The sequence below is a fragment of the Coleofasciculus sp. H7-1 genome (genome assembly GCF_057473865.1).
Genome location: NZ_JBYCCT010000064.1, coordinates 22,498 through 36,466 on the forward strand (window position 1 = coordinate 22,498; position 13,969 = coordinate 36,466).

Genomic DNA, 13,969 nt, shown 5'->3' on the forward strand with positions numbered 1-13,969 from the left:
GCTCAAGTAAAACGGATGTAAAAATAGACTCGTCTAAATTAATTGAAAAAACTGCTTTAAAGGCTTGTATAAATAGCGTTGACCAGAGGTGCCGAGATGTCAAACAATAATAATCAAGCTTCGGATTGGAATTACGATCCAAACGATCCCTATTCTCCAATTTACTATAAGGGAGCCGTCGTTGGATTTATAAAACCAGAATATGCCCTCCGAATCGTTGATTTTCTCGATGAAGATGAAAGGCTACGCAAAGCTCTCAAAATGGCTTGTTTTGACTTGATAACTGAGGCGGGGGGCGATACGAATAGAGTTGATATTCTAATGAAAAAATATATTGCAAGCACCGAACGTCCTAGATATGGATCGGCGGCGATCGCCTTGCTATTAAGGGATAGACAAGATGAACTTGATATTAGTGATAAAGAATTTGCCCGGTTCTGCGATTCTTATCGATTGTCTTGGAAAGAGCTGAAAGAAATTTTTCTAGGAAAAGAAATTAACGATAATCAGCTAGGACCAATTGCACGAATCGTAGGAAAATCCATTGAAGAGTTGATTGAAGTGAGGGATGGGCCAATTCCCAGAGGCGATCGCTAATGCGAGTAAGCGGGCGGAATTAAATACAACTTGTTATTTGGGAAATTTGGGACTAGATAAAATTTCCCAATCTTTAATCACTATCCTGAATCAAAGAATACCAGTAGTTGTTGTTTGCGCTTACCGACTTATAACAAAAGCGCCTGAAGTGATAGGCGAGAAGAAGGACTCAGGTAATCCAAAATCAGCCTTCCCATCGGTACACCTAGAGAAAGACGATCGCGATCTGGGATCTTCAACCTGCCTCCCAACAGTTGCCAGTTTCTAATTTAGAATTAAATTTTGTTAAGATAAACTGGACTCTAGCGATCGCCTGACGGACTTACTGGCAATACCAACTGACATCCGTCAAATAATTCGCTCATCCCCTCAGCATCCTTGGAGACTCTTGATGTTACGACTTGAACATATCAGCAAAATTTACGCGACCGGCGAAGTTCTCAAGGATGTCAGCTGGGAAGTCAAACCGGGCGATCGCATTGGCTTAGTCGGCGTTAACGGTGCCGGAAAATCGACTCAGCTCAAAATTATTGCCGGGGAGATTGAACCCACTGCTGGGGAAGTGATTCGTCCTGCCAATTTGCACATTGCCTACCTGACTCAAGAATTTGAGGTAGATCCTACGCGCACTGTGCGAGAAGAACTTTGGACGGTCTTCAAAGAAGCCAACCAAGTGCAGCACTCTCTGGCGCAGGTGCAGCGAGACATGGAAACTGCCAATCCAGAGGAACTAGATCGACTGATCCACAAATTGGATCGGCTACAGCGGCAGTTTGAAGCGTTGGATGGCTATGGGTTAGACGCACGGATTGAGAAGATGTTGCCAGAGATGGGGTTTGTGCCAGAAGATGGCGATCGCCTCGTTAGTGCTTTCAGCGGCGGTTGGCAGATGCGGATGAGTTTGGGCAAAATCTTACTCCAAAAACCCGATTTATTACTGCTGGATGAACCAACTAACCACCTGGATCTAGAAACCATTGAGTGGCTGGAAACCTATCTCAAAGGGCTGAAAACCCCGATTGTGATAGTATCCCACGACCGGGAATTTCTCGACCGCCTTTGCACCCAAATTGTAGAAACAGAACGCGGCATTTCTACCACCTACTTAGGCAACTATTCGGCTTATTTACAACAAAAAGCGGAAAACCAAGAAGCCCAACTCAGCGCCTACGAACGTCAGCAAAAAGAACTAGAAAAACAGCAAGTCTTTGTTGACCGTTTCCGTGCCAGTGCTACCCGCAGCACCCAAGCAAAAAGCCGCGAGAAACAACTAGAAAAAATTGAGCGGATTGAAGCACCGGCTGGGGGATTAAGGACTCTGCGCTTCCGTTTTCCCGACGCTCCCCGCAGTGGTCGTGAGGTAGTGGAAATCAATAATTTGGTGCATACTTACGACGATAAAATTCTATTTTTGGATGCGAATCTGTTAATGGAACGAGGCGATCGCATTGCCTTCCTCGGCCCGAACGGTGCTGGCAAATCTACTCTATTGCGTCTAATTATGGGCATGGAAAAACCTACCGAAGGCTCAGTTCAATTAGGCGCTCACAACGTTATTCCTGGGTATTTCGAGCAAAATCAGGCGGAAGCGTTGGATCTTTCTAGAACTGTCATGGAAACTATCCATGATGAAGTACCTGAATGGAAAAATGAGGAAGTTCGCACGCTTCTAGGACGTTTCTTGTTCAGCGGTGACACCGTATTTAAAAAGGTTGAGGCTCTTAGCGGAGGTGAAAAAGCTCGTCTGGCGTTAGCAAAAATGCTCTTGCGTCCAGTTAATTTAATGATTTTGGACGAGCCTACTAACCACCTGGATATTCCAGCTAAAGAAATGTTGGAAGAGGCAATCCAAAACTATGAGGGTACAGTGATTTTAGTCTCCCACGACCGTTATTTTATTTCCAAAGTTGCCAATAAAATTGTCGAGATCCGCGATGGAGAATTCCGCCTGTATCGAGGAGATTACCATTACTATCTAGACAAAATTGCTGAGGAAAAAGAACAGGCAAGATTAGATGCGATCGCTGCTGATAAAGCTGCCAAGAAAGCTGCTAAAGCTGCTAAGGAATCAAGCAAACGCAAATAACACAAATAAATTAGTGGGGTGGGTAATGCCCACCCTACAGTTTGTTTAGAGAATATCAAACTTAGGTAAATCAAGCTGATTATTCGCAGCTAATTCTCTCAACTTTTTATCCAAAAGAATATAGTCATTTCGGGTCTTAACTCTAGCAAATTGACTATTCAACTCCTTGATTTCTAAATTGCTTAGATGAGGAGAACAGATAGATATTGCTTGCTTAATATGGGCTATAGCATTCTCTTTATACCAAATATTAGCGGATTCAGATATTATCGAACCAAAGCAAAACAACGCTAAAATTCCAAATATAAATGTATATTTAAGATCATGGGTAACAACACTGTACATTAAATAAGGTTGGCAATAAAGAAACATCGTAATTGAAACAGAGAAAGTAAGCTTACAAACAAATCCTTTAGCTATATCTTGGTAGGTTTTGTTATTCATTTATAAGATTCCTCCCACAATTATTGTTCAGTGCGCTTGATGGGTGGGTACGTTAAGCGATCGCTAACACACCGTATATATTTTATGACTACCGCATAAAATCAGGATTTTCCCAATTACCTCCTTTGCGTTACTCTGCGTAAACCTTTGCATCCTTTGCGTTAAAAAATAGATAAACTCCTCCCCTAGAGGGATGCAAGCTAAAATAGTGGAACAGTTGCCTAAGTCAGGGTGGGGAAATTGTTTTGTTTTTATGACATACCACAGTCGAACTATTTGCAAAGCCAAGAAACCAGCGTGTAACGCTTGTGTAGTGACAGACTTGGGTCCCAGTTGCGTTCAGGTGGGTTAACAGACCAAACCTCGTAAACGCGATAAGTTATGCACAGTATAGGATACGTGACTTGTAAAACCACTGGCGATCGCATCCTGCATTAAGCAATTCTCAGCGTGCGATCGCTTCCTCCCCGGACCCTGTAAAAAAACAGTCATCTCATCTAAAGAGAATTGCTGTGCTGTCCCAGGGAAAAAAACCAAAAAAGCTGACAGGAGCTGCTAAAAATAACACTGCGAGTACAAAGGGCGATGATATCATGACGGAGAAATTACTGAAAACAAAGGGCAATTGAGTATGGCGCAAGCACCTGTCTCTCCCGTGGTGCTAGTCATTCTAGACGGCTGGGGGTACCGCGAAGAAACCGATGGAAACGCCATAGCCGCCGCTAACACACCTGTAATGGATAGCCTCTGGGCAGTCTATCCCCACACACTCATCTATACCTCCGGCAAGGCTGTAGGGTTGCCAGAAGGTCAGATGGGTAACTCAGAAGTGGGTCATCTCAACATTGGTGCTGGTCGGGTTGTACCGCAAGAATTAGTTCGCATCTCAGACGCCGTGGAAGACGGTAGTTTACTGAGCAATCCCGCATTGGTGCAAGTCTGTCAGGAAGTCAAGAGTCGGGGTAGTAAGCTTCACCTAGTTGGGCTTTGTTCCGAAGGTGGGGTGCATTCTCATCTGGCGCATCTTCTAGGATTACTGGATTTAGCGAAAGCACAAGAGATTTCCTCGGTTTGTATCCACGCGATCGCCGATGGGCGCGATACCTATCCCCATGAGGGTGTGGAGGCAATTCAGAAGATTCAAGACCACATTGACCAGATTGGGGTCGGACGCATTGTCACCCTCAGCGGTCGCTACTACGCAATGGATCGAGACCATCGGTGGGATCGGGTTAAACGCGCCTACGATGTGATGACCCAGGATGGCTTGGGAGATGGTCGCTCGGCGCGGGAAGTTTTGCAGGCTTCCTATGCTGAAAATGTCACAGATGAATTTATCAACCCAACCCGGATTGCTCCTGGAGCTGTGGAAGCGGGGGATGGTGTCATTTTCTTTAACTTCCGACCCGACAGATCCAGACAACTTACTCAAGCCTTAGTGTCTCCCGGCTTTAAGAGCTTTGAACGACAGCACATCCAGCCGCTGAGCTTCGTCACTTTTACTCAGTACGAACCGAATTTGCCAGTTTTGGTGGCTTTTGAACCCCAGAACCTGAGTAACATCCTGGGAGAAGTCATTGCCAATCGCGGACTGCGCCAGTTTCGGACTGCTGAAACAGAGAAATACGCCCACGTTACTTATTTCTTCAACGGCGGTCGGGAACAACCTTTTGAAGGGGAAGACCGGGAACTGGTACCGAGTCCAATGGTTGCAACCTATGACCAAGCACCGGAGATGTCAGCAGCAGCGGCGACGGATGTAGCGATCGCTGCCGTTGAAAAACGCATTTACTCCTTCATGGTCATCAACTACGCCAACCCAGACATGGTAGGGCATACGGGTCAGATGGAACCCACGATTCAAGCACTGGAAACGGTAGACCGATGTTTGGGACGCCTTCTGGAAAGCATCAATAAGGCGGGTGGCACGGCGATAATCATTGCCGACCACGGGAACGCTGAATATATGCAGGATAAAGAAGGCAACCCTTGGACGGCTCACACAACCAACCCCGTGCCCTTTATCCTGGTGGAAGGGGAAGGGTTAAAAATTCCCGGCTATGGTACTGAAGTGACTTTGCGAAGTGATGGACGTTTGTCGGACATGGCACCGACGATTCTGGAAATCTTAAAGCTGCCACAGCCACTAGAGATGACGGGTCGTTCGATGCTGGTTCCTCTGGAATTTGATGTCCGCGCCAATCGCACACCCGTGCGAGTTTCTCTGTAAGTTGCTAATCCTTAATAGCTAATTGCATTTTGCTGACAATTAGCTATTAAGGATTAGCAATTAACGATTTTTGAAAACTGACACCTAACAACAAACTATGAATCTATATAGCATCCTCCAAATTATATGGGCACTGTCTTCCATCATTCTGATTGTTTTAGTGCTGCTACATAGTCCTAAGGGAGATGGCATTGGGGGGATTGGCGGACAGGCTCAGCTGTTTACCAGCACCAGGAGTGCAGAAACAGCGCTGAACCGAGTAACCTGGATATTCACTGTCATTTTTCTGGGCTTGACGGTGATTTTGAGCATGGATCGGTTATGGCGATAGCATCAAATCGTGATGCATTATAAATGATGAGTTTTGAGTTAAAAAGTGGGAAAGTTGAAAAGGCGAAACCATCAAACTTTCAAACTCTTAAACAAAGCCTACAGAACCGCCTGCGACATCCAAACTCTTTTCAAAACTCAAAACGATTCATCAGGGTGGGAATCGCGATCGCTACTTGCTTGTTGGCGGTTTTAGTCCATTTTCAGATGGTGGACGCTGGCGATGTTTGGGCATCTGAAATGTCACGCCAGTTATCTGCAACCTCCCTCCCGCCACCCCAAGCGCACGTCCTACCGCCGACACTATTGCAATGGCAAGATACCAGCAACAGTGGTGATTACTTCTCTCAGGTGAAGCCTACCCCCGTTGGCTATCTGGTTTGGTCGCAGTTTCCGGTTAAGGTGTACGTAGAGAGACCAGAAACTTCCACCGTCAGCCAACAGTGGGCAATTGCTGTGTTAAAAGCCGTGCAGGAATGGGGCGTTTATTTGCCCCTCCAGGTGGTCGAGCAGGCAGAGATGGCTGATATCAAGATCGGGCGATCGCTTCCTCCCCTCAAGCCATCCTTCAACCGCCGCACCGGGGAATTTCATCTGCCTCGCGCTCGTTCTGCTGAAACCCGCTATGAATTCTACCTGAACCAAGTGATAGGCACCCCATCTGTGCTTTCCCATCGATTTACGATCCAACTTAGTCCTACTCAAACCGGCGACTATATTCAATCAGCTGCCCGTCACGAACTGGGGCACGCATTGGGGATCTGGGGGCACAGTCCTTTAGAAACAGACGCCCTGTATTTTTCCCAGGTGCGTAATCCTCCCCCGATTTCTTCGAGAGACATCAACACCCTCAAGCGGATCTACGAGCAGCCAACGCGACTGGGATGGCCTTTGCCAAATACCACCCAAAGCCACCTCAAGCGTAGCGTATTGGCTAATAGGCTCATCGTGCCATCTAGGCGTGCAGTGGTGGGGCTAGGGGGCACCTGCAAGCCGTCAATCACTTGCTAGATGGTTCGGAGTATAACTGAACACGGCGTATTTGTTGCCTTTGTGTTCGACTGGAAGTTATGCCGTTTCTCTCATTAAGAACGGAAATCGGGAATCAGAAAACAATCCGCGATTACCCCTTCAGAATTACGATTAGCTGATTTTTGTTCTACCTTGATAACGCCAATCACTCAACTGGACTCGCCGCTCCTCTAGCAACTTAGTATAAAGTTTTACTAATTGCTCGATGTTGCGGCTGAGGGTGTATCGCTCTACAACCCTAGCGATCGCTTTTTGTCCCAGTCGCTTTGTAAACTCCGGGTTGCCTCTTAACACAGGCAGTAGGGTTCGCAACTGCCCAGCTACCCCTTGAGTTCTGAGAATTATCCCAGCGTCTCCCTCCAACGGCTTCCCCTCCAAAACTTCGCCATCAGCACCGGCATCGGTGGCTACACAGGCGACGCCACAAGCCATTGCTTCTAGTAAGGAGAGTGAAAGCCCTTCCACCAGAGAAGGCAGAATAAACACATCGGCTCCCCGCAAAATTTCGATTCGCCGTTGCTCATCCGGTTCGGTTCCCCACCAGATGATGCCGTATTCTGAGTCATAAAAAGGCTCTAAAGACGGTTTCAAAGGCCCATCGCCGACAATTAATAACTTGCACTCCGGCCCCATTTCTGACTCTTTCCAGCCTCGGAGCATTGCTTCCACATTTTTTTCTGTGGCAATTCGACCCTGGTAGACAAATAGACGCTTAGCGTTTAATTCAGATTTGATGTTAGAAGGTCCTGGACAATACTTCTGGACATCAACGCCATTGGGAATCACGGCTACCTTTGACGCCGCGACTCCCAGTCGTGCTAGTAAATCCCGCTGAACTTGAGAAAAGATAATTGTTCGGTCGTAATATGCCAGGAAAGGCGCATACAGCTGATAAGTCAGGAGTTGAGTCCCTGATTTGAGATTGCGTCGCTTTCCATCAAAGGGGGTATGGAAGGTGGCAACCAGAGGTAAATTCAGTTCTTCGCAGATTTCCGGCAGCAGGAAGTCCAGAGGTGATAGGGTGAGCGAGGCGTGTACCACGTCTGGCTTTAGCTCTTCGAGCGATCGCATCAAGACTTTGCTCGATCTCAGCGTCGGGATCGTGTAAACCTGGGACTTGTACAGGAAAGGCAGAGAGACTTCCTCGCATCCAGGCCAAGTCTGGAGGTCAGATTCTTCGTCTAGGGCAAAGTGGAGGAAGCTAACTCGATGGCCCTGATCTAACAACGCATTGGTAACTTCTCGACTGTAGGTGACATTGCCGCAAAAGGGTGATTTTTTTCCGAGCCAGGCTATGTGCATTTTCTAAGAGTTTTGAGTTTTTAGTTTTGAGTTTTGAGTTATGAGTTAATCATTCAAAACTCGTGATTCAAAACTCATCACTTTTCTTTTCCTGTACCGGAAATATACCAGGTTAGGAGTCCTCCTGCGATCGCGATCGCTGCTAAACCCAGAAATACTGCCTGTAACCCCAAAATCGTCTCTGCAACGCCTGCTAAGGCTAAAGGCAGGCTTAGAGCAATATTAATGACGTTGTTTTGTAACCCAAAGACTTTCCCTCGCATTTGGTCGGGGGTTTCTGCTTGGATGGTCGTCTGCATCGGGATAGCCACCATCGACCCGAAAAAGCCCAAAAGCGTTGTCAACAGGAACGCCAGCAATAGATGTTTCGTAAACAATCCCAGACCAACCAGAGATGCCGCCGTTCCCATAGAACCATAGAGGCTGAGCCGATTATGGGAGAACCGCTGCCCAAAGTGCCCCAGAACCGTCGCCCCCCCAGCCATACCAACCCCGCCAGCCGCTAGTAAAAAGCCGAACTGAGAGGATTTCAAGCCAGGGATTACTTCTGCCATCCGCACGGCCAGAACCGACAGCGCCGCAAAGACTGAAAATAAAATTACCAGTTGGATCAGAGCATTGCGGACGCGGCGTTGTTCTTTTAGGTAACGCAGTCCGTCGCGCAGGTCTTCCCAAACGTGGGGTGAATCTTGTTCGGGGTCGTTAGTTTTTTCCCCAGTGCGGAGGAAGAGCAACAGCAATCCCGCGATCGCATAACTGCTACCCACCACCAATTCTTTGCCAATGTCCGCCCCCACACCCAAGCGTCCCACCAGGGTGTCGGCAATTCCCAGTAACGGCTCTCCTACGGCAAATCCCACGATCACCGAAGCCATCATTGTCATCGTGTACAGCGAGTTCGCCGAAAGCAGATGATGGCGTCCCACGACCAGCGGAATCACTGACTGCTCGGCGGGGGCAAAAAACTGCGTCAGCGTAGAAATCAGAAACGTTAATCCCAGCAGAATGCAGAATCCCACCGGCAACCCTCCCAGAGTTGACCAGCCATGCGAGATCCACAGCAGCGGCGGCACCGCCAAAACCAGTGCCCCCCGCAGCAGGTTCGTTGCCACTAGCACTGCCTTCTTAGGCCACCGATCTACAAACACACCCGCAACTGAACCAAACAGCACGGCGGGAATCGTAAATGCCATCATGATCGCCGATACCCACACGCTGATCGTCTGATCGGGTGCTTGAAAGTGAGTCGCAATCAATGCAATCACTAGCACCAGATACACCTTATCCGCTATCTGCGAGAAAACTTGACCACCCCACAGCGCCAGGAAGTTACGGTTTTTTAAAACCGGCAAAAACCCTTGTGCTTCCTCCGTTGCTGCCTCATCGACAACCAGACTGGACGGTGAGGCGCTGTGGCTCAACCCCTCACCGGAGGGATCGTCTGTTTCTGTATCTATCTTTGGGGTTACAGCATCGTCCACTGGGGAGTGGGGGAAAGAAATCGCCGGGCGAACCTTTTCCCATTCAGAGGTTTGAGGGGGTGTCAAGCGCTCGTCAGACAAGGGGCGCGATGTGGTAGGTGTTGACGATCCAGTAAAAGCAGGGTGGGGGCGCTCGGAAGCGGGAACATTGAGTCCGGAAGAGCGAGGAAATTTTCCTTCCTCCGTCCACCGTTCGCCGTCCTCAATTCTCTGTCTAGACTGACTTAGAGACAAACTTCGCGCTTGTAGATCGGAATCATACCGTTGCATCATGGTTCAGGATAAATTCAGCTGGGACGAGAAACAAGCATCCATCAAAGCCGCAGAGCGAATTGACCGACCAAAGTGATACTGGACGTACTGACGTAAGAGTTGCTCTACTGAAACCCAAGCGGCGTCTTCGGAAGGATGAGGGATGAGGGATGTTGGATGAATTAATTCTTCATTGCTCTTTCTGCTCTGGGGTAGCTCTGGCTGAGCCAGCTGCTGTAGCAGCGCCAGCTCGACGGCGTTCAGTTTGGTGTTCAGCATCAGGGGTGTTTGTGGATGAACAACCGTTTGGTAGTTCCCACTGGGTTCCTCTGGTATTGTGCCTTGATCTTGAGGTGAAAAGCCGATGGCTGTAGGCGAGAATTTCTCTACTGCCAAATTGCCTTTTGCTGTACTACCAGAAGTGCGCGATCGCGCTTCGGCTTGCAGGCGTTCTAATGCTGGTAAACTCACCGTTCCACCGGCAGCAGTACTAAACCCAACCCGCCAGTCTGGATCGGTAAATTCCGGCATCAGGGGATGCCGCGAGACACAACAATGTTGAACCTGAGGCGCAACGCCAGCCAAAGCCATCAGGTGAAACACGCCGTGGGTTAAGTGAGCTAAAACCAGAGCAGCGCTGTTGGCAGGCAATCGCTCTAACCGATGCAGATGTTCGTTGAGCAACTCATACAGTTCCATTTGCGGCTGGTCGCTCAACGCCTGACAGAGAACCACTTCCGCCAGGTATTGGCTGGCTGTCAGTTTTTGGAGATCCTGACTTAAGCCGGGGTAAGATTCTAGCGTCTCTGCTTGAGTAATTTTATCGAGCGATCGCCCTTTGGCAATCAGTAGCTCATTCACTACAAACAAAGCACTCCTTCCACCTAGCTTTGAGTGGTGCTTGCGTGCCCCCGGTGCCACAGCCCGAATCAAACCAAATTCAGTCGTCAAAATCGTTAGCAGCCGGTCAGACTCGCCCAGCGCCATACTCTTTAGATTGATTCCGGTTGCTTTGTAAGTTCGACTCATGACGTAGGGTAATTGGTCAAGAGGTGATGGGTAATTGGTCAAGAGGTAATTGGTCAAGAGTTAGCGACTCATTCCCGATTACCCATTACCGATTCCCCTTTCCCTCCTTCTCCAGCGTATCGCGCTGACGAAGCAGATCGGGACCGTGCGACGTGCCTAACCGCGTCGCTCCTGCCATGATTAACTCCAAGGCTTGCTCAGGGGTTCGGATTCCCCCCGATGCTTTAATGCCCACCCGTTCTCGTGCTACTTCTTTCAAAAGTTGGATATCCGCTACTGTGGCACCCCCAAACAAACCAGTGCTGGTTTTTAAAAATGCCACTCCTGCATCCATACATATTTCCGCTGCCAGTCGTTTCTCTGCATCTGTCAGGCGGGTGGTTTCCAAAATTGCCTTGACGATTTGATCCGTTTCACAAATTTCCGCAATTTCCCGATGTAGTTCCTCAGTCTTCCCAATTTTCAACCAACCCTGGTTGATGACAACATCCAATTCCACCGCCCCATTTTCGACGGCTTCTTGGGCTTCGTAGAGCTTAACCGCCGATGTTGTCGCTCCAGAGGGAAAACCGATGACTGTACAGACTTTCGGCTGTTTGCCTTTGAGAAGCTCAGCCGCTTGCCGCACGTATGCCGGATAGACGCACACTGCCGCGAACTGAAACCTGTCAGCCTCTTCACACCACTGCTTAACCTGCTCTGGAGTTGCCGTTGGATTTAGCAGCGCATGATCGATCAATGGAGCAATATCAATATTTGGCTGAGTGACAGCCATTGCTTCTCCTCTCGCTCACCTTACCTATTGTTAAGTTTTATCAGATATTTAAGCAAAATTAAACAAAAGATCGCGGAATCTTTACAGGTTAGTCTGTAGCTTTGACCTTTAATGTAGAAAGATTATATACTTTGAGTCTTAGCTTATTTGAAGGAATTTTGGAACCTTGTCCCGATAATAAGGCAGTTAAGTTTAAAGTGTAAGCTTTAGAGCGATCGCTTTTTGTAACATACTCTAGCTTCAGTTTGATGCAGGTGAGGATAGGGAAGCGATCGCTCTTTATCTTGATTGACGCTAGTTAATCTAAACAGCTTATTTCTTCGGTGTCTTTGCTCCCTCAAATGGCGTGTATTTACCCCCCAAAGCTTCCACAATAGTGCGGGTATTCGCAACCATCATATTAATATAAGAATCTCCATCGCTACCAGCAGCACCAATCGAGTCAGAATAGAGTTGGCGTGGGGCTAATTTTACTCCAGATTCCTCTGCTACCGTCTTAATCAAAGCTGGGTTAATCGTTGTTTCTGCAAAAATCGCCGGTACAGTTGCCGCCTTCACAGATTCTACTAATCGCTGTACTGTTTGGGCACTGGGTTGTTCTTCCGTACTGATGCCAATCAAAGTGCCAGCAACGGGAATGCTGTAGGCACGAGCATAATATTGAAAAGCGTCGTGGGTTGTTACTAATTTGCGCTTATTTTCTGGGATAGTTTTAATTTCCTGGGTAATCCAACCATCCAGTTGTTTTAATTCACCCGTTAGCTGTGCCGCATTCTGAGTAAATTTCTCTCTGTCTTCGGGTAATAGCTCAATCAAGGCGTCACGAATGGCATCTACCATTTGAATGACATTATCAACATCGCCCCAAACATGGGGATCTGGCACCACTTCTCTGCCTTTATCCAGTTGCAAAGGCTTCACGGCTTCCCCCACAGCAACTTTGCGAATCTCGCCGCCGGTTGCGTTCATCAGCTTAATCAGCCCTGGTTCGAGGTTGTAGCCGTTATACAGAATCAGGTTCGCTTTCTCCAAAGCCTGACTATCTTGGGGCACAGGTTCATAAACGTGGGGATCAGTTCCCGGTTTGAGGATTCCTTGGAGCTGAATTTCGTCTCCCGCCACCTTTGCAGCCAAGTCTTCAATGATGGTACTGGTGGCAACTACATTAGGTTTGCCGTTGGCAATTGGATTCGCACGATTTGAGTTTGGCTGGGTACAGCTGAATAAGGCAAAAGGCAAGAGTATTCCCAGGCAAAGGCTAGAAACCAGAGCTAGAGGATTCCCAGATTTTGCTTGGGAACCAGGGCAAAAATAACTTTCTTTTGCCTTTCGGTAGAGTCTAGGGTGCTGTACCATCAATTTCACCTATCTTTCAGATTATTTCTCTTTATAGATGTTTTCATATTCTTTTCATTATTAGAGTAATCTAAAAAGAAAGCAAGATAAAACCACCCTATGAATACTGCCACCTTCTCCCCTGATACTGATTGGGCAAAAATGGTTTGCCATCTGACAGCCGCCCCGCTAGACGCATCTGCAACGATTAACATCAGCCAGGTGGGAGTGCAGTACCGCACGGTTGAGGCGCTACGGAATGTCAGTTGTGTGGTGGCACCGGGACGTTTAACAGGGATTATTGGTCCCAATGGTGCCGGAAAGAGTACCTTGATGAAGGCGATGCTGGGGTTGATTCCCGTGGCGGGTGGCACGGTGCTGTATGGCGATAAACCTTTGATGGAGCAACGGGAACGGGTGGCGTATGTGCCGCAGCGATCGCAAATTGACTGGACTTATCCCGCGACCGTTTGGGATGCGGTAATGATGGGGCGTGTCAAGAAAACTGGCTGGTTTCGTCGCTTCTCATCTGTGAGCCGACGAGTGGCGGCAGATGCCCTGGATCGGGTGGGAATGAGCGATTACCGCGATCGCCCCATTGGACAACTCTCTGGAGGACAGCAGCAGCGGGTATTTTTAGCCAGGGCTTTGGCGCAGCAGGCAGAGGTTTTCTGCTTTGATGAGCCGTTTGCCGGGATCGATCAGAAAACCCAAGCGATTATTTTTGACATTTTCCACGAACTCGCCGACGCTGGGAAAACAGTTCTTGTCGTCAACCACGACTTGGGAGCATCTATCACCCACTTTGATGACTTAATTTTATTGAATACTGAGTTAATTGCCTCCGGTTCGCGCCAAGAGGTGCTGAGTCAGGAAAATCTGTATCGTGCCTATAGTGGACAGGTGATGTTCTTTACAGATGCAGCTGCGTAGAGGCGGTTTTGAGCAAATTATCTATCCGCCTAGAAATATATTGAATCAACCCGCCCGGAGTGAGTTTTAAATTAAAGAAATCACTTCTCACTCGTCCTTCTTAAACTTTGTATCCTTTGCGCCTGGAGCGGTTAGAATCCTCT

14 protein-coding genes are annotated in these 13,969 nt (G+C 48.1%); 8 read left to right on the forward strand and 6 right to left on the reverse strand.

The genetic code is table 11. From position 1 onward, the window contains the following. The first annotated feature begins 96 nt into the window (after nucleotides 1-96). The 3 genes from AC2VDX_RS15785 (at nucleotide 97) to AC2VDX_RS15795 (ending at nucleotide 2,683) form a co-directional block, all read left to right on the forward strand. Complete coding sequence (locus AC2VDX_RS15785) at nucleotides 97-597, forward strand: hypothetical protein (RefSeq protein ID WP_378173788.1); 501 nt, start codon at nucleotides 97-99, stop codon at nucleotides 595-597. Continuing rightward, a complete protein-coding gene (locus AC2VDX_RS15790) occupies nucleotides 569-865 on the forward strand; it encodes a hypothetical protein (protein ID WP_378173785.1) in 297 nt (98 codons plus the stop codon). Before AC2VDX_RS15785 ends, AC2VDX_RS15790 begins: the two co-directional genes overlap by 29 nt. 123 nt (nucleotides 866-988) lie before the next feature. After that, nucleotides 989-2,683, forward strand: a complete 1,695-nt coding sequence (locus AC2VDX_RS15795; RefSeq protein ID WP_378173783.1) for an ABC-F family ATP-binding cassette domain-containing protein — start codon at nucleotides 989-991, stop codon at nucleotides 2,681-2,683. Nucleotides 2,684-2,728: 45 nt separating this feature from the next. Here the strand turns inward: AC2VDX_RS15795 and AC2VDX_RS15800 are convergent, their stop codons facing one another. Next, complete coding sequence (locus AC2VDX_RS15800) at nucleotides 2,729-3,127, reverse strand: hypothetical protein (protein WP_378173780.1); 399 nt, start codon at nucleotides 3,125-3,127, stop codon at nucleotides 2,729-2,731. Nucleotides 3,128-3,380: 253 nt separating this feature from the next. Here AC2VDX_RS15800 and AC2VDX_RS15805 point away from each other — a divergent pair, with 253 nt between their 5' ends. From AC2VDX_RS15805 to AC2VDX_RS15820, 4 genes are all read left to right on the forward strand, one after another. Further along, the gene (locus AC2VDX_RS15805) at nucleotides 3,381-3,479 is read left to right on the forward strand and encodes a hypothetical protein (protein ID WP_486928198.1); all 99 of its coding nucleotides are present in this window, start codon (nucleotides 3,381-3,383) and stop codon (nucleotides 3,477-3,479) included. A 279-nt stretch (nucleotides 3,480-3,758) separates the two neighbouring features. Beyond that, nucleotides 3,759-5,357, forward strand: coding sequence for a 2,3-bisphosphoglycerate-independent phosphoglycerate mutase (gene gpmI, locus AC2VDX_RS15810; protein WP_378173775.1), 1,599 nt, complete (start codon nucleotides 3,759-3,761; stop codon nucleotides 5,355-5,357). A gap of 97 nt (nucleotides 5,358-5,454) precedes the next feature. After that, on the forward strand, nucleotides 5,455-5,688 hold the full coding sequence (secG, locus tag AC2VDX_RS15815; RefSeq protein WP_378173772.1) for a preprotein translocase subunit SecG: 234 nt from the start codon (nucleotides 5,455-5,457) through the stop codon (nucleotides 5,686-5,688). A gap of 23 nt (nucleotides 5,689-5,711) precedes the next feature. Then, complete coding sequence (locus AC2VDX_RS15820) at nucleotides 5,712-6,698, forward strand: peptidase (protein WP_378173769.1); 987 nt, start codon at nucleotides 5,712-5,714, stop codon at nucleotides 6,696-6,698. 132 nt (nucleotides 6,699-6,830) lie between these two features. Here AC2VDX_RS15820 and AC2VDX_RS15825 read toward each other — a convergent pair whose 3' ends face one another. The 5 genes from AC2VDX_RS15825 to AC2VDX_RS15845 form a co-directional block, all read right to left on the reverse strand. After that, a complete protein-coding gene (locus AC2VDX_RS15825) occupies nucleotides 6,831-8,021 on the reverse strand; it encodes a glycosyltransferase family 4 protein (RefSeq protein ID WP_378173766.1) in 1,191 nt (396 codons plus the stop codon). 77 nt (nucleotides 8,022-8,098) lie between these two features. Beyond that, nucleotides 8,099-9,775: an MFS transporter gene (locus AC2VDX_RS15830; protein WP_378173763.1), complete on the reverse strand. Its 1,677-nt coding sequence runs from the start codon at nucleotides 9,773-9,775 to the stop codon at nucleotides 8,099-8,101. 3 nt (nucleotides 9,776-9,778) lie between these two features. Beyond that, the gene (recO, locus tag AC2VDX_RS15835) at nucleotides 9,779-10,783 is read right to left on the reverse strand and encodes a DNA repair protein RecO (protein WP_378173760.1); all 1,005 of its coding nucleotides are present in this window, start codon (nucleotides 10,781-10,783) and stop codon (nucleotides 9,779-9,781) included. An 85-nt stretch (nucleotides 10,784-10,868) separates the two neighbouring features. Further along, nucleotides 10,869-11,558: a deoxyribose-phosphate aldolase gene (deoC, locus tag AC2VDX_RS15840; protein WP_378173757.1), complete on the reverse strand. Its 690-nt coding sequence runs from the start codon at nucleotides 11,556-11,558 to the stop codon at nucleotides 10,869-10,871. 312 nt (nucleotides 11,559-11,870) lie between these two features. After that, on the reverse strand, nucleotides 11,871-12,914 hold the full coding sequence (locus AC2VDX_RS15845; protein WP_378173754.1) for a metal ABC transporter substrate-binding protein: 1,044 nt from the start codon (nucleotides 12,912-12,914) through the stop codon (nucleotides 11,871-11,873). Between the two features lie 99 nt (nucleotides 12,915-13,013). Here AC2VDX_RS15845 and AC2VDX_RS15850 point away from each other — a divergent pair, with 99 nt between their 5' ends. Then, nucleotides 13,014-13,826, forward strand: coding sequence for a metal ABC transporter ATP-binding protein (locus AC2VDX_RS15850; RefSeq protein ID WP_378173752.1), 813 nt, complete (start codon nucleotides 13,014-13,016; stop codon nucleotides 13,824-13,826). Nucleotides 13,827-13,969 lie beyond the last annotated feature (143 nt).